This window comes from Streptomyces sp. NBC_00690, from assembly GCF_036226685.1.
Taxonomy (GTDB): domain Bacteria; phylum Actinomycetota; class Actinomycetes; order Streptomycetales; family Streptomycetaceae; genus Streptomyces.
The window spans coordinates 5,816,808-5,839,747 of sequence record NZ_CP109009.1 but is presented as its reverse complement, the minus strand read 5'-3'; the positions used below and the strand labels follow the sequence as shown (position 1 = coordinate 5,839,747).

Annotated in this window: 25 protein-coding genes; 12 read left to right on the top strand and 13 right to left on the bottom strand. The window is 68.7% G+C overall.

The window, feature by feature from the left end:
* Positions 1 to 41: 41 nt before the first annotated feature.
* From OID54_RS25765 to OID54_RS25755, 3 genes are all read right to left on the bottom strand, one after another.
* Positions 42 to 788, bottom strand: a complete 747-nt coding sequence (locus OID54_RS25765) for a hypothetical protein (RefSeq protein WP_329023202.1) — start codon at positions 786 to 788, stop codon at positions 42 to 44.
* Positions 785 to 1,279, bottom strand: coding sequence for a sigma-70 family RNA polymerase sigma factor (locus OID54_RS25760; protein ID WP_329023200.1), 495 nt, complete (start codon positions 1,277 to 1,279; stop codon positions 785 to 787). Before OID54_RS25760 ends, OID54_RS25765 begins: the two co-directional genes overlap by 4 nt.
* A 132-nt stretch (positions 1,280 to 1,411) precedes the next feature.
* Positions 1,412 to 2,179 (bottom strand): class I SAM-dependent methyltransferase, encoded by a 768-nt coding sequence (locus OID54_RS25755; RefSeq protein ID WP_443055677.1) that lies wholly within the window; start codon positions 2,177 to 2,179, stop codon positions 1,412 to 1,414.
* An 88-nt stretch (positions 2,180 to 2,267) separates the two neighbouring features.
* On the opposite strand from OID54_RS25755, the gene OID54_RS25750 reads away from it, so the two are divergent.
* A complete protein-coding gene (locus tag OID54_RS25750; RefSeq protein WP_329023198.1) occupies positions 2,268 to 2,900 on the top strand; it encodes a CGNR zinc finger domain-containing protein in 633 nt (210 codons plus the stop codon).
* Here the strand turns inward: OID54_RS25750 and sodX are convergent.
* Complete coding sequence (gene sodX / locus OID54_RS25745; RefSeq protein ID WP_329027786.1) at positions 2,801 to 3,223, bottom strand: nickel-type superoxide dismutase maturation protease; 423 nt, start codon at positions 3,221 to 3,223, stop codon at positions 2,801 to 2,803. The genes OID54_RS25750 and sodX overlap by 100 nt on opposite strands.
* A 151-nt stretch (positions 3,224 to 3,374) precedes the next feature.
* Between sodX and sodN the strand changes: the two genes are divergently transcribed.
* The 3 genes from sodN (at position 3,375) to OID54_RS25730 (ending at position 5,315) form a co-directional block, all read left to right on the top strand.
* Complete coding sequence (sodN, locus tag OID54_RS25740) at positions 3,375 to 3,770, top strand: superoxide dismutase, Ni (RefSeq protein WP_329023196.1); 396 nt, start codon at positions 3,375 to 3,377, stop codon at positions 3,768 to 3,770.
* Between the two features lie 347 nt (positions 3,771 to 4,117).
* On the top strand, positions 4,118 to 4,597 hold the full coding sequence (locus OID54_RS25735; RefSeq protein WP_329023195.1) for a hypothetical protein: 480 nt from the start codon (positions 4,118 to 4,120) through the stop codon (positions 4,595 to 4,597).
* Between the two features lie 178 nt (positions 4,598 to 4,775).
* Entirely contained in the window at positions 4,776 to 5,315 is a 540-nt protein-coding gene (locus tag OID54_RS25730) for an NUDIX hydrolase (protein ID WP_329023193.1), read from the top strand.
* A gap of 3 nt (positions 5,316 to 5,318) precedes the next feature.
* On the opposite strand, the gene OID54_RS25725 is transcribed toward OID54_RS25730, so the two are convergent.
* Positions 5,319 to 6,275 (bottom strand): LysR family transcriptional regulator, encoded by a 957-nt coding sequence (locus tag OID54_RS25725; RefSeq protein ID WP_329023192.1) that lies wholly within the window; start codon positions 6,273 to 6,275, stop codon positions 5,319 to 5,321.
* Positions 6,276 to 6,508: 233 nt separating this feature from the next.
* On the opposite strand from OID54_RS25725, the gene snpA reads away from it, so the two are divergent.
* Positions 6,509 to 7,171: a snapalysin gene (gene snpA, locus OID54_RS25720; protein WP_329023191.1), complete on the top strand. Its 663-nt coding sequence runs from the start codon at positions 6,509 to 6,511 to the stop codon at positions 7,169 to 7,171.
* Positions 7,172 to 7,383: 212 nt separating this feature from the next.
* Here the strand turns inward: snpA and OID54_RS25715 are convergent, their stop codons facing one another.
* The 4 genes from OID54_RS25715 to OID54_RS25700 all read right to left on the bottom strand — a co-directional run bounded on the left by OID54_RS25715 (position 7,384) and on the right by OID54_RS25700 (position 11,600).
* The gene (locus tag OID54_RS25715) at positions 7,384 to 7,824 is read right to left on the bottom strand and encodes a DUF6304 family protein (protein WP_329023190.1); all 441 of its coding nucleotides are present in this window, start codon (positions 7,822 to 7,824) and stop codon (positions 7,384 to 7,386) included.
* Positions 7,825 to 8,176: 352 nt separating this feature from the next.
* Positions 8,177 to 8,752 (bottom strand): dihydrofolate reductase family protein, encoded by a 576-nt coding sequence (locus OID54_RS25710; protein ID WP_329023189.1) that lies wholly within the window; start codon positions 8,750 to 8,752, stop codon positions 8,177 to 8,179.
* Positions 8,753 to 8,917: 165 nt separating this feature from the next.
* Positions 8,918 to 9,949 (bottom strand): family 2 encapsulin nanocompartment cargo protein polyprenyl transferase, encoded by a 1,032-nt coding sequence (locus OID54_RS25705; protein WP_443055791.1) that lies wholly within the window; start codon positions 9,947 to 9,949, stop codon positions 8,918 to 8,920.
* A gap of 226 nt (positions 9,950 to 10,175) precedes the next feature.
* Complete coding sequence (locus OID54_RS25700) at positions 10,176 to 11,600, bottom strand: family 2B encapsulin nanocompartment shell protein (RefSeq protein WP_329023185.1); 1,425 nt, start codon at positions 11,598 to 11,600, stop codon at positions 10,176 to 10,178.
* 285 nt (positions 11,601 to 11,885) lie between these two features.
* Here OID54_RS25700 and OID54_RS25695 point away from each other — a divergent pair, with 285 nt between their 5' ends.
* Together OID54_RS25695 and OID54_RS25690 are read left to right on the top strand one after the other, a co-directional pair.
* Positions 11,886 to 12,476, top strand: coding sequence for an N-acetylmuramoyl-L-alanine amidase (locus OID54_RS25695; protein ID WP_329023183.1), 591 nt, complete (start codon positions 11,886 to 11,888; stop codon positions 12,474 to 12,476).
* 121 nt (positions 12,477 to 12,597) lie between these two features.
* Positions 12,598 to 13,509 carry a 1-aminocyclopropane-1-carboxylate deaminase/D-cysteine desulfhydrase gene (locus tag OID54_RS25690; RefSeq protein ID WP_329027783.1) on the top strand — a complete coding sequence of 304 codons (912 nt, stop codon included), beginning with the start codon at positions 12,598 to 12,600 and terminating at the stop codon, positions 13,507 to 13,509.
* On the opposite strand, the gene OID54_RS25685 is transcribed toward OID54_RS25690, so the two are convergent.
* Positions 13,485 to 15,086 (bottom strand): Na+/H+ antiporter, encoded by a 1,602-nt coding sequence (locus tag OID54_RS25685; RefSeq protein WP_329023180.1) that lies wholly within the window; start codon positions 15,084 to 15,086, stop codon positions 13,485 to 13,487. The genes OID54_RS25690 and OID54_RS25685 overlap by 25 nt on opposite strands.
* Positions 15,087 to 15,365: 279 nt before the next feature.
* Between OID54_RS25685 and OID54_RS25680 the strand changes: the two genes are divergently transcribed.
* From OID54_RS25680 to OID54_RS25670, 3 genes are all read left to right on the top strand, one after another.
* A complete protein-coding gene (locus tag OID54_RS25680; protein ID WP_329023178.1) occupies positions 15,366 to 15,626 on the top strand; it encodes a UBP-type zinc finger domain-containing protein in 261 nt (86 codons plus the stop codon).
* Positions 15,627 to 15,867: 241 nt separating this feature from the next.
* Positions 15,868 to 16,281 carry an anti-sigma regulatory factor gene (locus OID54_RS25675; RefSeq protein WP_329023176.1) on the top strand — a complete coding sequence of 138 codons (414 nt, stop codon included), beginning with the start codon at positions 15,868 to 15,870 and terminating at the stop codon, positions 16,279 to 16,281.
* A complete protein-coding gene (locus OID54_RS25670) occupies positions 16,278 to 17,276 on the top strand; it encodes an RNA polymerase sigma factor SigF (protein WP_329023174.1) in 999 nt (332 codons plus the stop codon). The genes OID54_RS25675 and OID54_RS25670 overlap by 4 nt, the downstream gene beginning before the upstream one ends.
* A gap of 293 nt (positions 17,277 to 17,569) precedes the next feature.
* On the opposite strand, the gene OID54_RS25665 is transcribed toward OID54_RS25670, so the two are convergent.
* Entirely contained in the window at positions 17,570 to 17,986 is a 417-nt protein-coding gene (locus tag OID54_RS25665; RefSeq protein WP_329023172.1) for a hypothetical protein, read from the bottom strand.
* A gap of 142 nt (positions 17,987 to 18,128) precedes the next feature.
* Between OID54_RS25665 and OID54_RS25660 the strand changes: the two genes are divergently transcribed.
* Entirely contained in the window at positions 18,129 to 19,097 is a 969-nt protein-coding gene (locus OID54_RS25660) for a diacylglycerol/lipid kinase family protein (RefSeq protein WP_329023170.1), read from the top strand.
* A 317-nt stretch (positions 19,098 to 19,414) separates the two neighbouring features.
* Positions 19,415 to 19,672: a WhiB family transcriptional regulator gene (locus OID54_RS25655; RefSeq protein WP_003953983.1), complete on the top strand. Its 258-nt coding sequence runs from the start codon at positions 19,415 to 19,417 to the stop codon at positions 19,670 to 19,672.
* Positions 19,673 to 19,853: 181 nt separating this feature from the next.
* On the opposite strand, the gene OID54_RS25650 is transcribed toward OID54_RS25655, so the two are convergent.
* Positions 19,854 to 21,338, bottom strand: a complete 1,485-nt coding sequence (locus OID54_RS25650; protein ID WP_329027781.1) for a histidine kinase N-terminal domain-containing protein — start codon at positions 21,336 to 21,338, stop codon at positions 19,854 to 19,856.
* Between the two features lie 373 nt (positions 21,339 to 21,711).
* Positions 21,712 to 22,782, bottom strand: a complete 1,071-nt coding sequence (locus OID54_RS25645; protein ID WP_329023169.1) for an SIS domain-containing protein — start codon at positions 22,780 to 22,782, stop codon at positions 21,712 to 21,714.
* Positions 22,783 to 22,940: the final 158 nt, after the last annotated feature.

Sequence of the window (22,940 nt, the reverse complement as noted above, 5' to 3'; positions counted from 1 at the left end):
AACTTCGCCCGTACCGCCCCTTCGCCCGTCCCGGACGGGGACTACTTCTCCTCGGGCAGGAATTCGGCGCGGAGCATCAGTTCACGGAACTCGACGCGGGTCAGGGACTGGAGCTTGGTCTTGTCCCGGACCGCCTCGGTGATGGTGAGCACGGCACCGTCCGGCAGCCTGAGGATTCCGGAGTAGCCGCCGTGAAATCCCTGCCACAGCATGATGCGCTGCTGCTTCTGACTCCAGATCTCCAGCTGTCCGCTCCCGGGCACCTTCTCCGTTCGGCAGTCCGCCTTGAAGTCGGCCTCGCACTGCCCCGGGGTCAGCATCTCCCGCACACGGTCGCTCCGCATCACATCGTCCTCGTCGAAGTACTCGATGTAGAGGTATCCGCTGGGAGTCAGGATCCGCCCGTCGAAGGGCCCGACCCTGTCCGTGGGGGCCTCGTGGCGGCGATCGTGGGCGCTTTCCGCCTGATGGAAACTCCCGCCTTCGCGCAGCCTCTGGGGCATCATCGCGATGAACCCCTCCAGGAGCGCCTCAGTGCCCGAGGTCACGAGCACCCCGGACACGGGCCCATGGCCGGCGGTCGCCGACGCGCGCTGCTCGTCGTGCCAGGAGTCGAGCGCCGCACCCACAAAAGCTGCTGATGCGAGAACGGCCACCAGCGCCCCGCTCGCCACTGCCATGCGTCGGCTCCTGATGCGGGCGGCCTCGGTGTGGACGTCCTCGCTGGTGACGGTGCAGCGTCCGGCACCGGCCGCCGCCCGCTCCAGCAGATCCTTGATGTCGTTCATACGAGTTCCTCCCGCACCTCGGCCCGCAGCGCGGCGAGTCCGCGGGCCGCATGGCTCTTCACCGTGTTCTCCCGCATGTCGAGCAGTTCCGCGGTGGCCGAGACCGTCATGTCCTCCCAGTAGCGCAGCACGACCACGGCGCGCTGCCGTGGTGTGAGCCGCGCCAGGGCCTCTCGGACCAGTAGGCCCGTCTCCCTGTCGGCCTCCGGGACCCGGGCCTGGTCGGGAATCTCCGCGTACGCATATTCCCGCCGCCAAAACCGCCGCCGGGAGGCGATGAAGGTGTTGATCAGGGTCTTGCGCGCATACGCCTCGATGTTGTCCAGACGCAGATGCCGCCGTCCTCCGAGGACGACCTTGACGAGGGTCGTCTGTACGAGGTCATCGGCCTCGTCCCGGTCGCCGCAGAGCAGATAGGCGCTGCGAAAGAGCGCCGAGCGCCTCCCCTCCACGAATGCGTGCAGCGTGGCATCTTCTTCGGCCCGCCCCATCGCCACCCCTCCCCCGGACCCGCTGGCGCGGGCCGTCCATCTCTTCAGTGCGATGGCCCGCGGAAGGGTTGCACCTACTGCCGGAGCTGGACGGAACATGGCCGGGAACCGTCGAAGGCGGATGCCGGAACGTCACTTCAGGGCGAGAACCAGGCAGTCCGACGGGGACGACCAGACGGTGCGCGCTTCGCCGAACCCGGCCGCTCGGAGGGTTTCAACGTGCCAGTGGGCGGAGGGCGTCTCACCGTCGGCGTGCTCGCCGTAGATCGCGAAGCGCTCGGCCACCGGCCCGGAGAGCGCGGGGTCCCGGCCCGCCAGCGCCCACCACTCGGACCAGTCGACGGCGCCCGCAGCCTTGGCCCGGTCCATCCGGGCGTGCCGGTGGGCACTCTCGGCCGCGTTGATCCGCGGGGTGGAGCCGTCGATCATGCGGTCGGCGTTGAGGAAGACCCCGTCGTCCCGCACGAGCTGGGCGAGTTGTCCGTACAGCGCGGCCAGCGGCCCCAGCCGAAGCCAGTGCAGGGCTGTCGCGGTCAGCACGGCGTCGTACGTGTCGTGGGGCAGCTTCGCGGGCCACTCGGGATCGGTGAGGTCGGCGGTGACCAGGGTGACGCGGTCGTCCCCGGCGAAATGCCCCCGCCCGATCGTCAGCAGCGCCGGGTCGAGGTCGACACCGGTGCTGGTGGCGTCGGGCATGCGGGCGAGGAGGCGGTCGCTGATGGTGCCGGTGCCACAGGCGAGGTCCAGCACCCGCGGTGCGGGCCCCACGGTCGCCTCGACCATGTCCAACATGACCTGGAACCGCTCCTCGCGATCGGGCATGTACCACTCTTGTTGACGGTCCCAGCTCCGCTGCCACGCATCCCAGTCCGCGCTTCGGGGCATCTGCGCCTCTCCCATGAAAGCCTCCCACTCGTAATACCCTGAAACCAGTAACATCCATTACTTCGACAGCCCGACTCTAGACCGCCCCCGGTAAGGACTACAAGTGGAACTAGCCCATTACTCGGACTTCGCAGTGCGACTGGTCAACACCGAGGAGCCGGCCCGCGGCAAGGACTCCCTCACCTCGGTCGAGGTGATCCGGGAGCTCTTCGGGGCGTCCGCACAGGCCGCCCGGCGCGCGACGGATGCCGATGTGACACGCTTCCGCTCGGTGCGCGGCCGGCTGCGAGCGGTCTTCGCCGCGGCCGACGAGGGCGATGAGACCCAGGCCGTAGACCTGCTGAACTCACTGCTGCTGGAATTCCCCGTCAGCCCACAGATCTCAGGGCACGACTTCCGGGACGACGACGGCCGTCCCAAGTGGCACATGCACCTCGCCGAGCACCCCTCCAACGCCACCGCGGGCTATGCGGCGATCGCAGCCATGGGGCTCGCCGTCCATCTGACGGAGTACGGGGTGGACCGGCTCGGCCTGTGCGAGGCAGCGCCGTGCCGCAACGCCTATCTGGACACCTCGACCAACCGCTCCCGCCGCTACTGCTCGGACCGCTGCGCCACCCGCGCCAACGTCGCCGCCTACCGCGCCCGCAAGCGCTTGGAGAGCACCGACCGGCTGCACAGCACGGGGCGTACGGCGGTCAGCGCCCAGGAGACCAGCCCCAGCGCCGACCGCTGACCCTCGGCGCGCGGCCGGTAGCGACCCCGCACCCGCCCCAGGAGCAGTTCGGGCGGGACGGCTCCGAACACCCTGCTGTCCCCTTCGGCACCGGGGTTGTCCCCGAGCACCCACCAGCCGCCCGCCCGCCGCTCGGCGAGCCGTTTCACGATCAGGAGGTCCTGTTGGAGCGGATGGCGCAGCACGGCGACATCGCCGGGCCTGACCTGCGCACCGTAGTGGACCAGTAGCTGATCGCCGGGCTTGAGCGTCGGATACATGGACGGTCCCGACACCTCGGCCACACCGAACGGCGCATTCTGCGCCCGGCCCCGCTCCGACATCCGGCCACCTCCGAGTACCAGGGTAAGTTCCGCCACCAGTCGCATACTGACCCCGGACTTTCGTCCTAAGCCCTAGGGGGCACTCGCGAAATCGACTCTCTCACGGAGTAATGTCCCACCTGAGAAGACGATCACGAGGAAGGACTGCACCATGCTCTCCCGCCTGTTTGCCCCCAAGGTGAAGGTCAGCGCGCACTGCGATCTGCCCTGCGGTGTCTACGACCCGGCCCAGGCCAGGATCGAGGCCGAATCGGTCAAGGCAGTCCAGGAGAAGTTCCAGGCCAACGAGGACGCGCACTTCCGGGCCCGCGCAACGGTCATCAAGGAGCAGCGCGCGGAGCTCGCCAAGCACCACGTTTCGGTGCTCTGGAGCGACTACTTCAAGCCCCCGCACTTCGAGAAGTACCCCGAGCTCCACCAGCTGATCAACGACACCCTGAAGGCGCTGTCGGCCGCCAAGGCGTCGACGGACCCCGCGACGGGTCAGAAGGCGCTGGACTACATCGCCCAGATCGACAAGATCTTCTGGGAGACCAAGCAAGCCTGACGCATGCGCCTGCCTTTTATGGCGTCATTGCAGGTCGAAAGGGCCCCACCGCGCGCAGCGGTGGGGCCCTTGACGCATGTGCGGACGAACCAAGAACGGACCGGGGGCCGGCGCAGCGGTGTCCGTCCCGGGTCGGGCCGGAGCCCGCACGACCGATCCCCGGCATCGGTGGGTCCTCGTCGCACCGGGTGCACCGACGCCCGGGCGATCCGCGTCGATATGGCCGCCAGTGGGCTGTCGACCGACGGCGGATTCCCGGCGAGTGGCCGTACCACTGTCGTACTGTCGTGCTCACCCGCGGGGAGAGGTACCCCGGTTCAGGGCGGGTGACGTGAATGGTGGCCTCAGTGAACAAGTTCAAGCGTCCCGCGAGGAACGACAAGCCGAGCAACGAGGTCATCACGTACCGGCCGAGCCGGGTGCAGATCGCGGTGCCGGCCACGGTGGGCATCCTGCTGGCGACCCTCCTGCTGTACGTGGGACTGCTCTTCACCGATGACCCGATGCCCGTGAGTCAGCTCAGGAACGGTGTGCTGATGGCCGCGATAGCGGGCGCCGCGTGCTGTGTCATACCGCGGCCCCGAGGAGTGCAGGCCACGGCGTCCGCGCTGATCGTGGCGCGCGGACCGCGGGGGAAGATCCCGTGGGGGGACGTCGCTGCGATCCAGGTGGGGCGGACGATCTGGGGTCGGCGTCTGGTGGTGGTGCGGAAGAACGGCAACCAGTTCGCCCTGCCGTCCCCGATGTCCATGCTGGACAAGCGGTTCGACGAGAAGGCCGCCGAGTTGCTGGCGTACTGGGAGTCCCGCCGCAAGCGCAAGCGCTGACGCCCGGACGCTCCGCGCCGCGCGTCAGCCTGGTCATCGGCTGGTTGCCTCCGAAGCCCGTAGGCCGCACGGGTGATGGATTGCCATGAATGCCCCCTGATGGGCGTAGACAGGAGCCCGGCAGACCAGATCAGCGCCCGGTGCGGTACGGGGCGCTGGGGGCGAAGGAGTTGAGCTGATGCGGTGGACCGTCCATGGGGAACGGCAGATCTACAAGAACCCGTGGGTCAATCTGTGGCTCGCGGACGTCCAACAGCCGGACGGCCTCCGTCTTGAGCACCACGTCGTGCGGATGCGGCACCTCGCGGTCGCGGCCGTACTGGACGAGCGGTCGCGGGTGTTGATGATGTGGCGGCACCGGTTCATCACGGACACCTGGGGTTGGGAGCTCCCGATGGGGCTGATCGAGCCGGGCGAAACCCCCCAGCAGACGGCGGCACGGGAGGTCGAGGAGGAGACCGGTTGGCGGGTCGGGTCGATGAAACCCCTGGTCTACGCCCAGCCCGCGAACGGCATCACGGATTCTGAGCACCATGTGTTCCGGGCCGACGGCGCACACTACGCCGGCCCACCGACCGAGATGAACGAGTCGGACCGCATCGAGTGGATCGAGTTGACGCAAGTCCGGGCGATGATCGACCGCCGAGAAGTGGTCAGCGGCGGCAGCCTGGTGGGGCTGCTCTATCTGCTGCTGGACGAGGCCACTTCGGGGCGCTGACGGTCAGGCGGCCGGGGTGATCAGCGGGCTCTTGTGGCGGCGCAGCCACTGACGGTAGACCGCAGCCCGGGTCGCCGCCTCCCGATAGGCGGACTCCAGGTCCGTGTACACCTCGTCGTACGGCTCCTGGGGGCCGGGCGGGGTGCACAACAGCAGCCGGACGGCGAGGGGATCGCCGAGCAGGGGTCGTACGGCCATGTCCTCCCGCCCGCCCGAGGTCGGCTGGCAGGGGGCGACGGCCTCGCCGACCGCGATCAGCGAGGCGGCCGTGTGGTAGTCGCCGTGCAGAACCGGTGGATTGAGTCCCGCTGCGGCCAACACCCGGCGCAGACCGTCCCATTCGCCGTCGACGGTCGGATCGACGATCCATCGATCGTCGGCCAGATCCCTCAGCTCCACGACGGGTGCGGCGGCGGCCGGATGGTCACGTGACATGGAGACGAATTGCGGCTCGCGCTCCATCAGCACCCGCCGGAAGACGCCGTCGGGGACCAGCAGTGGGCAGCCCTCGACCTCATGGACGAACGCCACGTCGAGTTGCCCGGACGAAACCATCCTGAGCAGGGCGTTCGCCGAGACGTCCACATGCAGCGAGATATCGGTGTCGGGCAGTCTGCGCCGCAGTCGGCCGAGCCAGCCGGGCAGCGCGCTGCTGGCGGTCGAGCCGACGCGCAGTCGGGCGCCCTGCGCTCGGGCAGCGGCGGCCTTGGCCTCCACCACGAGGGCTGCCATTTCGGCCACCAACGGTCTGGCTCGGGTCAGTACGGCCCGCCCCAGGGGCGTCGGTCGACAGCCGGACCGCTCGCGTGAGAACAGTTCGGCGCCGAGGGAGTTCTCGATCCGTCGCAACTGGGTCGTCAGGGACGGTTGGCTGACGCCGAGTCGGCGTGCAGCCTTGTGCAGACTGCCGGTCTCCGCGATGGCGCACAAGGCGCGCAGGTGCCTCACCTCTAGCTCCATGACCCGAGAGTAGGGCGACGCCAACGGCCGCACCAGAGACACAGTTCGGGCACAGCGGACGGACGGGGACAGTGTGATGCAGCGGGGTTATCACCAGTTGGCATCATCCGCCGGTGGGCGCTCTCCCCGAGACTCTGCGTTACGCATCCGTTCCCCGGGTCCAGCAGGACTCATCGGTTGTGTGCGCACGATCCGATTCACCGGATTCCCAACCGGACGAGTAGGAGCCCCCCATGCGTCATCCCAGAACCGCGTTCTCCGCCGCACTCACCGTCGGCCTCACCCTGGCTGCCGCACTCGGTGCCGTCCCCGCCACCGCCGCCGTCCCGGCCGACTCCCCCACGAAGGCCGCCGTCCCGTCCTACGTCGCCTACGAGGGGTCCGCCGCGGACACCAAGGCGACCAGGGCATTCTTCCAGGCCGTTTTGAAGTCGGTCGCCGAGCAGCGGGCCGCCAACCCCGGCGCCCGTGTCGTCACCGTCACGTACAACGCGACCAGCGCGCCCACCTTCCGCAGCCAGATAGCGCGCAGCACCCAGATATGGAACAGCTCGGTCACCAATGTGCGCCTCCAGGAGGGCAGCAACCCGAACTTCCGCTACTACGAGGGAAATGACGCCCGCGGTTCCTACGCCAGCACGGACGGCCGCGGACGCGGCTACATCTTCCTCGACTACCGGCAGAACCAGCAGTACGACTCGTACCGGGTGACCTCGCACGAGACCGGTCATGTGCTCGGCCTGCCGGACAACTACCGGGGTCCGTGCAGCGAGTTGATGTCCGGTGGCGGCCCCGGGCCGTCCTGCCGCAATGCGGTGCCCAACACCCAGGAGCGGTCACGGGTGAACTCGATCTGGGCGTATGGGCTGGCCGCTGCGGCTGCGCGTATCTCCTGACCATGAGCGGGCCCTGAGGTCTCCACCGCCAGGACCGCAGGGGCAGGGCCCGCACTGCCGGGGGCGTCCCGTTACCAGGAAGCGGGGCGCCCCCTCCTTCCTCACCGTGCCCGCACTGCGGGTGATGTCGTACCGCCCCGAGAGCGCCCCCTCGTCCTTGGATGAGGGGGCGCCCTTGGCGTTCGTGCGTTCCGGTCGATCCTCGGGTCGGATCAGACCTCGGCGCACACGTGTGATCCCAACTCGGCCCCGGGGGGCAGTTGTTTCTGGATGCGGTCCAGCGCATCGTCGAAGTCGCCTCCTGCGACTCCGGACTCGTAGGCGGCTCCGCCGTAGTGCAGGGTGAGGTTGAGGTCCGCCCGATCGAGGGACCCTTCGGGCCTCAGTTCACCGAGCGTCAGCAGACAGCTCAGTGTGGCGCGCTCGACACCGCCGTCCACATGGACGGGCAGCGGTATGTCCCACTCCAGTACGCAGGAGGAGAGGACTCCCTCCGCTCCGACGACCTCCAGGGCGGCAAAGGTCGCCCCTTCGTACTCAACACCCCTGATGCGCGTGCGCAGTTGCCGTCCGTGCGCCGCGATCGTGACCGCTTCCGCGCCACGTCGGTCGCGGTACCAGCCCGCCCAGACTTCAGTCGAATCCGATGACATGGCGCGGACTGTAGCGGTATGTGGCCCTGCCCTGAACAGCCGGGATGGTTCATCGGCCATCGAAAGCCGGGTCGGATCGCCGCCCCGAGGGGCCGTGCCGTGGTTTCCACGCGCGACGGGCGGCCTGGGCGGTGGCTTCGGCCGAGGCCCAGGAGGGGCGAACACCCCGGGATTCCCCGCCGCTCGACGGCGGCTCCGGCCGGGCCGACCGCGCTCCCGACGTCGCCGCGCCGTCTGGGGGCTGCGGCCCTTCCGCCTCGTTCGCCGCCCGTATGTTCAGCCTATTGGGGTATGAACGGGCCTGGCCGTCCACCTGGGAAAGCACGGGATCGCCGGGGCGGCACCCCGGTCATCAGCGTTCGTACTGCCGGACGACCACGCCGTTGTCGAAGGCTCGCGAGGAGACCAGCGAGAAGTCGTCAACACGGAACTCGGCGTCGAACATCCGCATTCCCTCACCCAGCACCACGGGGTAGGTCTTGATGACGAGTTCGTCCACCTCGTCACGGAGTTGCCCCGCGAGGTTGGCGCCCCCGCAGAGATAGATGGAGAGCCCCTCCTCCTTCTTCAACTCCCTGACCCGGCCGACGGGATCGGCCGAAACGATCTCCACCTGGGGGTCGGGGGATTCGGTGAGGGTGCGGGAGACCACGATCTCCCGCAGATGGGCGTAGGGGCGGGTGATGCCCTCCTGGAGTGCGAGGTCATAGCTGGCGCGCCCCTGGATCACGGTGTCGTAGCGGCTCAGGGGCCGGTCCTCGACCCCGAAGTGTTGACGGGCCATGGCCGGCAGGGTGTCCGCCTGCTCCGTTCGCATGTAGTCGAGGTAGTCGCCGACCACAAACCTGTTGAAGAACACGGCATCCCCTCCAGGGGCGCCGATGAAGCCGTCGATCGATGCGGCGACGTAGTAGCTGAGCTTGCGCAAACCGGTCCCGTTCGTCGTGGAGTAGCCGTCGGGCGGCGCGACGCGACAATGAGTGACCCAGTCACCCGGTCGCCGTCAACGCAACCACTCCACTCATAGTGCTTCAGGCATAGTGGTTTGGCAAGCACTGTTCTCCCGGAACCGGTTCCGTCGCCCGGGGCGCTCTCAGCGGGTGCGGCGCGTGACGAACTCCGCGAGGGCCAGAAGGTCCCCCGCCGCAGCGAGGTCCGGGACCGCCCGGGACAGTTCGTGGACCGCCCTGGCCATACGGTCGGACGCCTGGAGTTGTGCCCAGTCCTTGCCTCCGGCCCGGTCCACCGCATCCGCGGCAAGACCGATCGTCCGGCCCGTCATCGGGCCTCGGTAGAGCTCCGCGAGCTCCGCCCCGGCAGGTGTGCCGGAGGTGAGCGCCGCCACCACGGGCAGCGACTTCTTGTACGCGGCGAGATCCGCACCCGCAGGTTTGCCCGTCCGCCCCGGGTCCCCCCAGATGCCGATCAGATCGTCGATGAGCTGGAACGCCAACCCGGCCTCACGGCCGAAGGCGTCCATCGCCTCGGTCTCCTCCGGACCCGCTCCCGCGTACAGCGCCCCCACCGCACAGGCACACCCCAGCAGCGCCCCCGTCTTCGCGGTGGCCATCTGGACGCACTCGTCCAACGAGACCTCGTGGGGAGCACGCTCCTCGAAGGCGCAGTCCGCCTGCTGGCCTGCGCAGAGCTCGATCACACAGGCCGCGACCCGCTTCGAGGCCGCCGCGGCGGCGGGATGGGTGTCCTCCGCCAGCAACCGCAGGGCGAGGGCGAGCATGGCGTCACCGGCGATGATGGCGTCGGCGGTGCCGAAGACCGTCCACGCGGTGGGCCGGTGCCTACGCGTGGAGTCCTCGTCGATCACATCGTCGTGCAGGAGCGTGAAGTTGTGTGCCAACTCCACGGCAGCCGCGGCCTGCACGGCCTGTCGCGGCTCTCCGCCAAGCGCACGGACAGTGGCCAGCACCAAGGCGGGTCTGATGGCCTTCCCGGCGGGCTTGGTGGCGGAGGTCCCGTCCGCGTGCTCCCACCCGAAGTGGTACATCGCGACGTGGCGCAGGGAACCGGGCAGAGATTCGACGGCTGCACGGAGTCGGGGATCGACGGCGTCGCGGGTACGTTCCAGAAGGGCGAGGGCCTCACGGCCCTCGACGGCCTCCGACATGGTCAACGGCTGGTCCTTTCACGGGACGGACGGGGCGGTTCACAGCGGTGGGGCCCCAAAGCGGCAAGCACGGCCGGACACCGCCCCCTGCCCCGCCGGCCGGAGCACGGGGAGCCGGGCGGCAGGGCCGGTCCTGGAAGTCGAAGATGCGAGGAGCAGCCGGGTGCGACAGGGCGCAGCGGCGGCCGGGGCGGGTGTGAGCATGGCCGCCCCGGCCGGTGACGGCTCAGCTCCAGCGGCTCACCTCGACGTTCTCCAGGACGCCCAACGCGTCAGGGACGAGGACCGCGGCCGAGTAGTACGCCGTGACGAGGTAGGAGATGATCGCCTGCTCGTCGATGCCCATGAAGCGCACGGACAGGCTCGGCTCGATCTCGTCCGGAATGCCCGCCTGCTGGAGCCCGATGACACCCTGCTCGGCCTCACCGGTACGCATACAGATGATGGACGTGGTCCGGGCCGGGGTGATCGGGATCTTGTTGCTGGGGAAGATGGGCACACCACGCCACGCCGGCACATGGTGTCCACCCACCTCCACGCTCTGCGGCACCAGTCCGCGCCGGTTGCACTCGCGACCGAAGGCGGCGATGGCCCTCGGGTGAGCGAGGAAGAGCTTCGATCCCCGCCGCCGGGAGAGCAGTTCGTCCATGTCGTCGGGGCTGGGCGCGCCGTCGTGGGGCTGGAGGCGCTGCTCGTAGTCGCAGTTGGCCAGGAGACCGAACTCCCGGTTGTTGATGAGCTCGTCCTCCTGGCGCTCGCGCAGCGCCTCGACCGTGAGCCGCAACTGCTGCTCGGTCTGGTTCATCGGCTGGTTGTACAGGTCGGCAACCCGGCTGTGGACCTTCAGAACGGTCTGCGCGACGCTCAGTTCGTACTCGCGGGGGGACGCCTCGTAGTCGACGAAGGTGTGCGGCACCACCGCTTCGCCGACATGGCCGGCGGAGAGGTCGATGGCCGCCTCGCCGTACTTGTTGGTCCGCTGGCGGGGCAGGGCCGCGACCCCCGCCAGATGGGTCCGCAGCGACTCCGCCCGCTCCGCGAGGTTGAGCACGTCGCTGCGGGTGAGCACGAGAACGGTGCAGGCGGTGGCTGCACGGGCGGTGTACTGCCAGGTGGCGTCGGCTTCCACCAGCGCTTGCTCGCCCAGGTAGGCACCGTCGGCAAGGACGTTGACGACGGCTTCGTCCCCGTAGGGGCCGGTGCCGATCTGCTCGACCCTGCCGTGGGCCAGCAGCAGGACGCGGTCTGCGGGCGAGCCCGCCTCCGCCAGCAGTTGACCTGCGCTGAACTCCTGCTGCTCGCAACGGTTCGCCAATTCGCCGAGGACACCCTCGTCGTCGTACTGCCGCAACGCGGGCAGCTCCCCCAACTCGGCGGGGATCACCGCGACCCGCTCACCGGTCTGGACGAAGGTGACCCGGCCGTCACCCACCGCGTAACTCAGTCGGCGGTTCACCCGATAGGTGCCGCCCTGCACCTGCACCCACGGCAGCGCCCGCAGCAGCCACCGTGAGGTGATCTCCTGCATCTGGGGTGCGGACTTGGTGGTGGTCGCGAGATTCCGCGCGGCTGCCGTGCCGAGGCTCTGCTGCTGTGGCGCCTGCTGATCACGTACTTCGTCGCCGACAGAACCAACCGAACCAACCGACATAGGACTCCCTCTCGATCACAGTCTGATCTGCGAGGTCCGACCAGCCGGCCTGACCTGCGAGGGAAAGACTTGCAGTGTGGATGGGCCAGCACCATTACACGAACGGATGGGAATACTTACCGACTAACGGGGCATGTTGCGCAGAATTCAACAATCCGTTTGATTGAGTGACCGAATCGGCTCGCACACCACTCGTACGCATGGCTCCCGACGGGGCAGCGGGTAAAGGCTGGACAAGCCAAGTACGGAACATTCCGTACCCCTCTGTACCTCAGGGAGTCGGCCATGGCCTCACCCATGTCCGCGAGCACGTTCCTCAAAGCGCTTCGCGACGAGGGGCTGACCGTCGTCCAAGTCGGTGACTGGCGCACCCACAACCGCAACCACAAGGGACCCTGGGGGCCCGTGCACGGAGTGATGATCCACCACACCGTCACCCGGGGCACGGCGGGAACTGTCGCCCTGTGCCGCGACGGGCGCAGCGATCTACCGGGACCGCTGTGCCACGGCGTCATCGACAAGGAGGGCACCGTGCACCTCGTCGGCTTCGGTCGCGCCAACCACGCCGGCATGGGCGACGACGACGTCCTGCGGGCGGTCATCGCCGAGAAGGCCCTGCCCCCGGACAACGAGGCCAACACGGACGGCAACCGGTACTTCTACGGTTTCGAGTGCATCAACCTCGGCGACGGCAAGGACCCCTGGCCCGCCGCCCAACTGACGGCGATCGAGAAGGCGTCGGCCGCCGTGTGCCGGGTGCACGGCTGGGGTGCGCGTTCGGTCATCGGACATCTGGAGTGGCAGCCAGGCAAGCCCGATCCCAGGGGCTTCACCATGGCCTGGCTGCGGGAGCGCGTGCAGGAGCGGCTGAAATGATGCCCGGCCCACCGGGCCGGCCCGGTGGGCGGCCCGCCTGACCGGCTCCGCGGCCGGATCGAGCCGACCCCGCCCACCCGAGGATCGCCCTGTCCGCGCAGGTGACAATGGGTGCATGCCGATGTCAGCGCCCGACCCCACCGCCGCCTTGGAGCCCCGGCTGCCCTCTCCGCTCCAACCAGTCGACGATGAGCGCTTCGCCCGCCACGGCCTCCGTCTGCTGCTCAAGCGCGACGATCTGATCCACCCGGACATCCCCGGCAACAAATGGCGCAAACTGGCGCCCAATCTCAGGGCCGCGGCCGGGCGCCCCCTGCTGACCTTCGGCGGCGCCTACTCCAACCACCTGCGGGCCACGGCAGCGGCCGGCAGACTGCTCGGCTGCCCCACGATCGGCGTGGTCCGCGGGGACGAGTTGGCCCACCGCCCCCTCAACGACTCCCTCGCCCGATGCGCCGACCACGGGATGCGGCTGGTCTTCGTCGACAGGGCCACCTACCGCCGCAAGAGCGAGCCCGAGGTGCTGGCGCGCCTGCTGCGCGACTCGGCACCGGACGACGCCTATGTGATCCCCGAAGGCGGCAGTAACGCCCTCGCCGCCGAGGGGTGCGCCTCTCTCGGCCGGGAGCTGCGTGGGCGGGCGGATGTGGCCGCCGTCGCCTGCGGCACCGGAGGCACCCTCGCCGGACTGGCCGCCGGTCTCGGGCCGGACCAGCGGGCGCTGGCGTTCCCCGTACTCAAAGGCGACTTCCTGGCCGCCGAGACGCTCCGCATCCAACGCTCCGCCTTCGGCGGTCGCCGAGGGGCCTGGTCCCTGGACGAACGCTTCCACTGCGGGGGCTACGCCCGGACCACACCCGAACTGAACGCATTCGCAGCTGAGTTCGAAGCACGTCACGAACTCCCCGTGGAGCGTACATATGTCGCCAAAATGCTCTGGGGTCTGACCGTGCTCGCCACGGAGGGTGTCTTCCCCCCCGGCACCCGACTGGCAGCCGTCATCACGGGTCAGCCCGACTCCTCCTCCCGATAGGCGGCGGCCTCCTCCAGGTCGAGGCGCCTGAGCAACGTGCGCATCATCTCGTCATCGATGCTGCGGGCGTCCCGCAACCGTACGAACACCTCGCGCTCGGCTTCGATCATCTCCCCCGCCAGTCGTCGATAGGTGTCGTCGGCGGACTCCCCCGTTCGCTCGTTGACCGAGCCGAGCCGCTCCCAGACCGCATTGCGCCGTCGCTCCATCACCGTCCGCAACCGGTCCGCCAGTGCTTGCGGCAGCGCATTGCGCTCGTCCGTCAGCAACTCATCGAGCCGTTCGTCCGCCGCCTCGGACGCCTCATTCTGCGCCTGAGCCTCGGCCAGCGTCTCGGCGTAGCGGTCCTTCTTCGGCAGTTTGAGCAGCCGGATGAGCGCCGGCAGGGTCAGCCCCTGGACCACCAGGGTGCCGATCACGGTGGTGAAGGTCAGGAACAGCACCAGGTTCCGCGCCGGAAAGGGCTCGTCGGCGGCCGTGGTCAGGGGGATGGAGAACGCGATCGCCAGGGAGACGACGCCCCGCATCCCCGCCCAGCCCACGACCACTGGTGCCCGCCAGTCGACGCCCGGCTCCCGCTCCCTGATGCGCGTCGACAGCGTGCGCGGCAAGAAGGTGGCGGGAAAGACCCACAGGTAGCGCATCGCCACCACGAAGACGAAGACCCCGATCGCGTACCCCAGGGATTCGGCGACGCCGTAGGTGCCCAGCCCTTCGAGCACATAGGGCAGCTGGAGGCCGATCAGCGCGAAGACCGTGGACTCCAGGATGAAGCCCACCATCTTCCACACCGCCTCCTCCTGGAGCCGGGTGGCGAAGTCCACCTGCCAGCGACGATGTCCGAGGTAGAGCGCCACGACCACCACGGCGAGCACCCCGGAGGCATGGACCTGCTCGGCGGCGGCGTACGCGATGAACGGAATCAGCAACGACAGGGTGTTCTGGAGCAGCGCCTCCTTCAGATGCGTGCGCAGCCAGTGGATCGGCACCATCAGCAGCAGCCCCACCCCGACCCCGCCGACCGCTGCCAGCAGGAACTCGCCGATCCCCCCGGCCCAGCTGGCCCCTTCACCGATCGCTGCGGCGAGCGCCACCTTGTAGGCGGTGATCGCCGTCGCGTCGTTCACCAGCGACTCGCCCTGGAGGATCGTGGTGATCCGGTTCGGCAACCCCAGCCGGCGGGCGATGGCCGTCGCCGCGACCGCGTCCGGCGGCGCGATCACGGCTCCGAGCACCAGCGCGGCCGTCAACGGCAGTTCCGGGATCAACTGGTGGGCGAGATAGCCGACCGACACCGTGGCGAAGAGGACGTACCCCACAGACAGCAGCGCGACGGGTCGCACATTGGCGCGGAGGTCGAGGTACGAGCTGTCGAGCGCGGCCGTGTGCAGCAGGGGAGGCAGCAGCAGCGGAAGCACGATGTGCGGATCGAGCGTGTAGTCCGGCACCCCGGGGACGTACGCGGCGATCAGCCCGATCGTGACCAGGAGCAGCGGTGGCGGTACGGGTGTTCTGCGGGCGGCTCCCGCGATCACGGCGCTGACCGCGATCAGCGCCACCAGTGGCAATGCGTCCATGCGCCGTCCCTCATGCTCGTCCCTCGGTGTCCTGGGATCCGGCCCGGCCCTGCTCGGCCTCGGTCGGCTGCCCGACCCGTCGCCTGGGCACCCGGCGCCGCTCGTCCGGGCGACAGCATGGCCGATCGGACGGCGAAGCCCCTCCTAACGCCCCCGAACGCCCCGTCGCGCCCCCATACGTCCCGGCACATCCCGTCGCATCCCGTCGTCTCACGCCCATTCCGGCGGTTCGGCGCTCCCAGCGAGAACGTCCGCCCTTCGCGCCGTAACCTGGCGAACATGAGCGAGTGTCCGCACACAGCAGCACTGCCTCGCCCGGAGCCGGCTCCGTCGAGCGAGACCTGTCAGGCGTGCCTCGCCGCGGGGGTCCAGCCCGTGCATCTGCGGCTCTGTCTGGTCTGCGGTTCCGTGGGCTGCTGCGATTCATCGCCGCTGAGGCACGCGAGCGCCCACTTCGCCGAGACCGGCCACCCGGTGATGCGGAGCTTCGAGCCAGGTGAGAGCTGGCGATGGTGCTTTGTCGACGGTTCGATCGTCTGAAGTCTGGGTACGTCAACCCTCCCCCGCATCCTCGCAATTGGGTCACGCAGACCTCTAGCCACTGTGTGTGGCTATATGCCTACCATGAGTGACAGTTGCTGAGGATGGGGGTCCTGCGACACAACGCTATGGATCGCGATAGCGTCGCCGGGCCAGTACTGCTACGCACGGACTGTGTAGCGACGGCTTCGGGATCTTTCTCCCGCGGCCCCGAAAGAGCTTGTACACCTTGGAGGTGAGGGTGTCCCAGATCGCAGGCGAGCCCGGGACCCAGGACTTCGTGGAAGTCCGGCTGCCCGCAGCGGGTGCCTATCTGTCGGTGTTGCGTACGGCCACGGCCGGTCTCGCGGCGCGATTGGACTTCACCCTCGACGAAATCGAGGATCTGCGGATCGCGGTCGACGAGGCGTGCGCCATCCTGTTGCAGCAGGCGGTTCCCGGTTCGGTCCTCAGCTGTGTGTTCCGGCTCATCGACGACTCGCTGGAGGTCACGGTCTCCGCGCCGACGACCGACGGCCGGGCGCCGGAGCGCGACACCTTCGCGTGGACGGTGCTCTCCGCCTTGGCGGGGAAGGTCGACTCGTCGGTCGCCGATGACCGGACGGTCTCCATCAGTCTGTACAAACAGCGCGGCGCCGGCCCCGGGCCGGCATGAGAGACGGGGACGGTCCAGTGCGGAACGAGGACGGTCCGGTGCGCGACGAGGCACCCGCGGTGCATGACTTCCCGGAACAGCAGGCAAGGCCACACCCGGTGGACGGAGTCGACGGCCACCCGGCAGGGGCGGAGCCGGCACAGGTCGGGGGCGCACCCCCCAACTCCGTCGGGGAGGACCTCAGCCAGCCGAGTGTCAGGGGGAGGGCAGATTTCATGACCGACGATCAGCAGCACGATCCACGTGACCGCAGCGGGGCTCGGGCGATGTTCGTCGAGCTCCGAAAGCTCCCGGATGGGTCTGCTGAGAAGGCGGAGCTGCGCAATCGGCTGGTCCGGATGCATCTACCTCTGGTCGAGCATCTGGCCCGACGGTTCCGCAATCGCGGGGAGCCGCTCGACGACCTCACCCAGGTCGCGACGATCGGGCTGATCAAGTCGGTGGACCGGTTCGACCCGGAGCGCGGTGTCGAATTCTCCACCTACGCCACGCCCACGGTGGTCGGCGAGATCAAGCGCCACTTCCGGGACAAGGGCTGGGCGGTACGGGTGCCGCGTCGCCTCCAGGAGCTGCGGCTCTCCTTGACGACGGCGACGGCGGAGCTGTCGCAGCAGCACGGCCGCTCGCCGACCGTGCATGAGTTGGCCGAACGGCTCGGCATCTCCGAAGAGGAGGTCCTGGAGGGCTTGGAGTCGGCGAACGCCTACTCGACGCTCTCGCTGGACGTGCCCGACACGGATGACGAGTCCCCTGCGGTGGCCGACACCCTGGGCTCCGAGGACGAGGCGCTGGAAGGTGTCGAGTACCGCGAGTCACTCAAGCCGCTGTTGGAGGATCTGCCGCCGCGCGAGAAGCGGATCCTACTGCTGCGGTTCTTCGGCAACATGACGCAGTCGCAGATCGCCCAGGAGGTGGGAATCTCGCAGATGCACGTATCGCGGCTGCTGGCCCGCACCCTGGCGCAACTGCGGGAGAAGTTGCTGGTGGAGGAGTAGCGGGGGCTGTCCTCGCTATTCGGGGCTGTTCGGGCCGTGACCGCTCCTGGTGGTCACGGCCCGCTCTGCGTTCCGGGCCGGAGGTCCTGCACCGGCATAGCCGTCACGCTCGGCGATCAAAAAGCGCGGGGCGGTCGGTGGCGGCGAGCTCAGCCATGGTCGGGCGGGAATGCCCCACGTGGCGCGGCAAGGCCGTCTCAGGAGCCCCTGGACGCCCTCTGGGCCCCTGCCGCACCGGCCCTGTCGTCCCTCGTACGCCTGTGACGGTTCGCCCGTCGAGTGTGCCGCCGTGCCTATGCGTCGCGGGCGCCGGGACCGCGGATCCCCAGGGCCTGGGTCGTCGTCGGATTGACGAGGAGCACCAGTCCGGTCACGGCGACGGCGGCGACGAGCATCCCGAGCGGAATCAGTCCGCCCGATGAACGCAGCAGCGTCCACGCGGGGATCAGCGCCATCAGATGGGTGATCATCGCGGGGCCCCGGCTCCAGCTGCGCTGCCCGAGCAGACCGCGGGCGGCGGCCAAGGGCAGTGCGCCGAGCGCGATCATGGTCAATCCGCCCATCTCGGCCTGGGTCGGGCTCTCGGGGCTGCCGAGCAACCCCATCACCAGCATGTAGATGCCGTAGCCGACCAGCGCCAGGCCCTCCAGGCCGGACACGGCCGCGGCGGCGGTCAGGCGGGCGGGGCGGGGGGTCGGGTCAGTACTCACCCCAGCAGGGTAACCGGCCCCACTCCCACCGGGCCGGAGCAGGGTTCGCCGTGCTCAGGAGCGGGCCCGCCGTCCCACCTGGCACCCTCGCGGCCTGCACCCGAACTGGGCCAGGTACCCCCAGGTGGGTACGCTGCCTCACATGCGCGCACTCCTCGTGGTCAACCCAGCAGCTACCACCACCAGTGCACGCACCCGTGATGTGTTGATCCATGCACTGGCCAGCGAGATGAAGCTGGAAGCCATCACCACGGAGTACCGGGGCCACGGCCGTGACCTGGCGCGCCGGGCCGCCGAATCCGGCGAGATCGACCTGGTCGTCGCGCTGGGCGGGGACGGCACGGTCAACGAGGTCGTGAACGGCCTGCTCCACCACGGGCCCGAGCCGGAGGGGCTGCCGCGGCTCGCGGTCGTGCCGGGCGGTTCCACCAATGTCTTCGCCCGTGCGCTCGGGATCCCCAATGACGCCGTCGAAGCCACGGGTGCGATCTTGGACGCGCTCCGCGAGAAGAGCGAGCGGACGGTGGGCCTCGGCCTGGCGTCGGGCACGCCCGGCACGGAGGACGAGTCCGTGCCCTCCCGCTGGTTCACCTTCTGCGCCGGGGTCGGCTTCGACGCCAGTGTGATCGGTCGCGTCGAACAGCAGCGGGCCCGGGGGAAGCGGTCGACCCATGCGCTGTACGTGCGCCAGGTCATGCGCCAGTTCCTGGACGACCCCCACCGCAGACAGGGCGTGATCTCCCTGGAGCGCCCCGGCGCCGATCCGATCACCGATCTCGCGCTCTCCATAGTCTGCAATACGTCTCCGTGGAGCTTCCTGGGCAATCGGCCGCTGTACGCCTCTCCGAAGGCGTCCTTCGACACCGGTCTCGACGTTCTCGGTCTGACCAAACTGTCGACGCCGGCCGTAGCCCGCTATGCCACACAGCTGTTGATGTCGAGCCCCGAGCGAGGGCCGCACGGCAAGCACGCGACGACACTCCACGACCTCACTGACTTCACCTTGAATTCAAAGGTTCCGCTGCCCTTTCAGATGGACGGTGACCATCTGGGGCTCCGTACGAGCGTGACGTTCACAGGCGTACGCCGTGCACTGCGTGTGATTGTGTGAGTGGAAGGGCCTCTAGTCCTTTATCTCGAACGTACGGACTGGACTCCACCCCATAGAAGTACGGCTGTGACCTAGTCGACACCGAGGAATCAAAAAAAAGTTTCCGGAAGGGGTTGTATCCGTCGCCGAGGTTTGCGAGTCTCTTCATGGCGATCGGGACGGCCCGCAGAATCGGCCCCACAGACCGCCAGAACCCCTCCTCTAAACCCTGGACCACGTCGGCGTGTTCGGCGTTCGGCCCTTCCGTTGTGGGGGGATTCGTGAAAGCGTTCACATTCACAAGCAACCTGCATGTCATACAAAGAGAGGTAGCAGCCATGGACTGGCGTCACAACGCCGTTTGCCGCGAGGAAGACCCCGAGCTCTTCTTCCCCATCGGCAACACCGGTCCTGCGCTGCTGCAGATCGAGGAAGCCAAGGCCGTCTGCCGTCGCTGCCCCGTCATGGAGCAGTGCCTGCAGTGGGCGCTTGAGTCCGGCCAGGACTCCGGCGTCTGGGGTGGCCTCAGCGAGGACGAGCGCCGCGCAATGAAGCGCCGCGCCGCTCGCAACCGGGCGCGTAACGCCAGCGCCTGATTGCCACCGCACCGAGCCTGAGCCTCCGGCGGCGCGTACAGAGAGTACGCACTCACCGCCCACGAGTCGCAGCGCGCAGCCAGTAAAACTCACAGCATTCGAGCCCCGGACCATCTTCTCTAGGTCCGGGGCTCGCTGCTGTGCCATTCCTCACGGAGTACGCGGGGAATATCGGGTAAGGCTATTTCTGGGCGCTGACCGGAATGTCGAGCACCACTCGGGTGCCGTGTCCCGGTTCTGTCACAGGAAGCATGTCGAACACGCCGCCCAACTCGCCTTCCACCAAGGTCCGCACGATCTGCAATCCAAGATTTCCGGCCCGTTGGGCATCGAATCCCTCGGGCAATCCACAGCCGTCGTCCTGAATGGTGATCAGCAGCCGGCCCTTCTGCTGAGGGTCGCCGGAGCGTTCTCCGCGGACCGCCGCGACTTCCACGAATCCCCGTTCTCCCGCGGGGAAGGCGTGTTCCAGAGCGTTTTGGAGCACTTCGGTCAACACCATCGACAGCGGGGTTGCGACTTCGGCGTCCAGAACACCGAAGCGTCCCGTTCGACGGCACACGACCCTTCCCGGGGAGATCTCGGCGACCATGGCGATCACCCGGTCCGCGATCTCGTCGAATTCGACCCGCTCGTCGAGGGTCTGCGAGAGCGTCTCATGCACGATGGCGATGGAACCGACCCGCCGTACGGCCTCGTTGAGCGCCTCGCGGCCCTGGGCTGAGTCCATGCGCCGGGCTTGGAGCCTCAAGAGCGCGGCGACGGTCTGGAGGTTGTTCTTCACCCGGTGGTGGATCTCCCGGATGGTCGCGTCCTTGGTAATCAACTCACGCTCGCGACGACGTAGTTCCGTGACGTCGCGCAGCAGGACGAGCGAACCGATCCGGCTGCCCTTGGGCTTCAGCGGAATAGCGCGCAACTGGATCACTCCACCGTTGCCCTCCACCTCCGTCTCCCGCGGCGCATAGCCACTGGCGAGCTTGACCAGGGCTTCGTCTACCGGGCCGCGCGAAGGGGCGAGATCGGCGGTCACTTGGCCGAGGTGATGGCCGACGAGGTCCGATGCCAGTCCGAGCCGGTGGTAAGCGGAGAGGGCATTGGGGCTCGCGTACTGCACGATCCCCTCGGCATCGAGCCGGATCAGTCCGTCACCGACCCGTGGTGAGGCGTCCATGTCGACCTGCTGCCCGGGGAAGGGGAACGTTCCGGCAGCGATCATCTGGGCGAGGTCTGAGGCGCTCTGGAGATAGGTGAGCTCCAACCGCGACGGCGTGCGCACGGTCAGCAGATTGGTGTTGCGCGCGATCACCCCCAGCACCCGGCCGTCCCGGCGCACGGGGATCGACTCGACCCGTACGGGAACCTCCTCGCGCCACTCCGGGTCGCCCTCGCGCACGATCCGGCCCTCGTCGAGCGCGGCATCGAGCAGCGGGCGGCGCCCGCGCGGGACGAGATGGCCGACCATGTCGTCCTGGTAGGAGGTCGGGCCCGTGTTCGGGCGCATCTGGGCCACCGACACATAGCGGGAGCCGTCCCGGGTGGGGACCCACAGGACGAGGTCCGCGAAGGACAGGTCGGAGAGCAGCTGCCACTCCGAGACCAGCAGATGCAGCCATTCGAGATCGGACTCGCCGAGCGCGGTGTGCTGGCGTACGAGGTCGTTCATGGAGGGCACGAGTGCGAGCGTACCCGCGTGGCGGGCGCTCACCGGGGCCGGGCTTGATGAGACTTGATGAGAGATGGATGAGAGTACGAACAAACAGCGCCAGATAGATGGACATCTTCGAATGGTCTAGTCCACAATAACGAGCACAAGAACTTCCGCTCTCCCCGCACAGGAGAGTGGAACCGAGGCCCCGGTGCTCTCTGCCCTGACTGCATCGAGACCTCCCCCACGGCCCGGCGGGCCCGCACACCCGCCCGGCCGGAGCACTCCGGGCTGCGGTGCCGGACGGGTTGAGGGTCCCGTCAGGCGCCGCGGCCCGCGGGTATTTCCGGGCCCGTCGCGGTCCGATCGACGCCAAGACGCCCCTCGGCGCTCAGTGGGTCTCCGTCACCTTCGCCAGGGCCCTCGGCGCATCCGGGTCCTGCCCCCTGGCGATGGTCACCTCGTACGCCAGCATTTGGAGCGGCAGGATCTCCAGCACCGGCTGAAGCTCCTCCACCACACCCGCCGTGGGCAGGACAAAACCCGCCGACGCCGCCGCCACCTGGGGCGCGGGCCCCACCACCACCAGATCGGCGCCCCGGCCGCGCAGCCGGTCGAGGACCGGTTGCAGCGCCTCACCGCCCTTGCCGTCCGTCACCACGGCGATCACCGGGGAGATGTTGTCGACCATCGCCAGCGGACCGTGCAGCAGATCGGCTCCGGAGTATGAGAGGGCCGGGATATAGCTGGTCTCCATCAGCTTCAGCGCGGCTTCCTTGGCAGTGGGATAGCCGTAGCCGCGCGAGGTGATCACCATTCGTTCGGCGAACCGGTAGCGCGATGCCAACTGACGGACCTCGTCCTGGCGCGCGAGCACCTCGGCCGCCAGGTCCGGCAGCACCCGCGCCGCAGCCCCGTCCCCGCCGCGCAACCCCTCCACCAGCAGATAGAGCGACAGCAGCGAGGCCGTGTACGTCTTGGTGGCCGGCAGTGCCTTCTCGGGGCCGGCCAGCACGTCGATGTGGAACTCGGAGACCGCGGCCAGCGGGGAGTCCGGATTGTTGGTGACCGACAGGGTGATCGCACCGGCGTCCCGGGCCGCGCGGGTGGAGGCGACCAGATCGGGCGAGCCGCCCGACTGGCTCACCGTGATCACCAGGACGTCGCGGAGATCGGGGCGGGCGCCATAGGCCGTCGTGGTGGACATCGAGGTCAACCCACAGGGCAGCCCGAGCCGCACTTCCAGCAGGTACTTCGCGTACAGCGCGGCGTTGTCGGAGGTACCGCGGGCCGTCAGCAGGACGAAACGGGGGGCTCGGGCAGCGATCTCGGCGGCGATCTGGCGAATCCTCGGCGCACCGCGGGTGAGGATCCGCTGGAGCACCTCGGGCTGCTCCGCCATCTCACCGGACATGATGCGGCCCGGGCGCTCGCTCTGGTCGGATGACGTCGTGGCGGTCATGCGCTGTGCCTCCAAAGAGCGTTCCGTGCTCCGGGGCGGACGTACTGCTGGCCCCTCCAGCAACCGTGGCGCGCTGCGCTTCCCCGCCTGCGCACAGGGAACGAGGACGACCGAGTGCCTCGACCGGGAACCGCGCGAACCACTGCCACGATCGTACG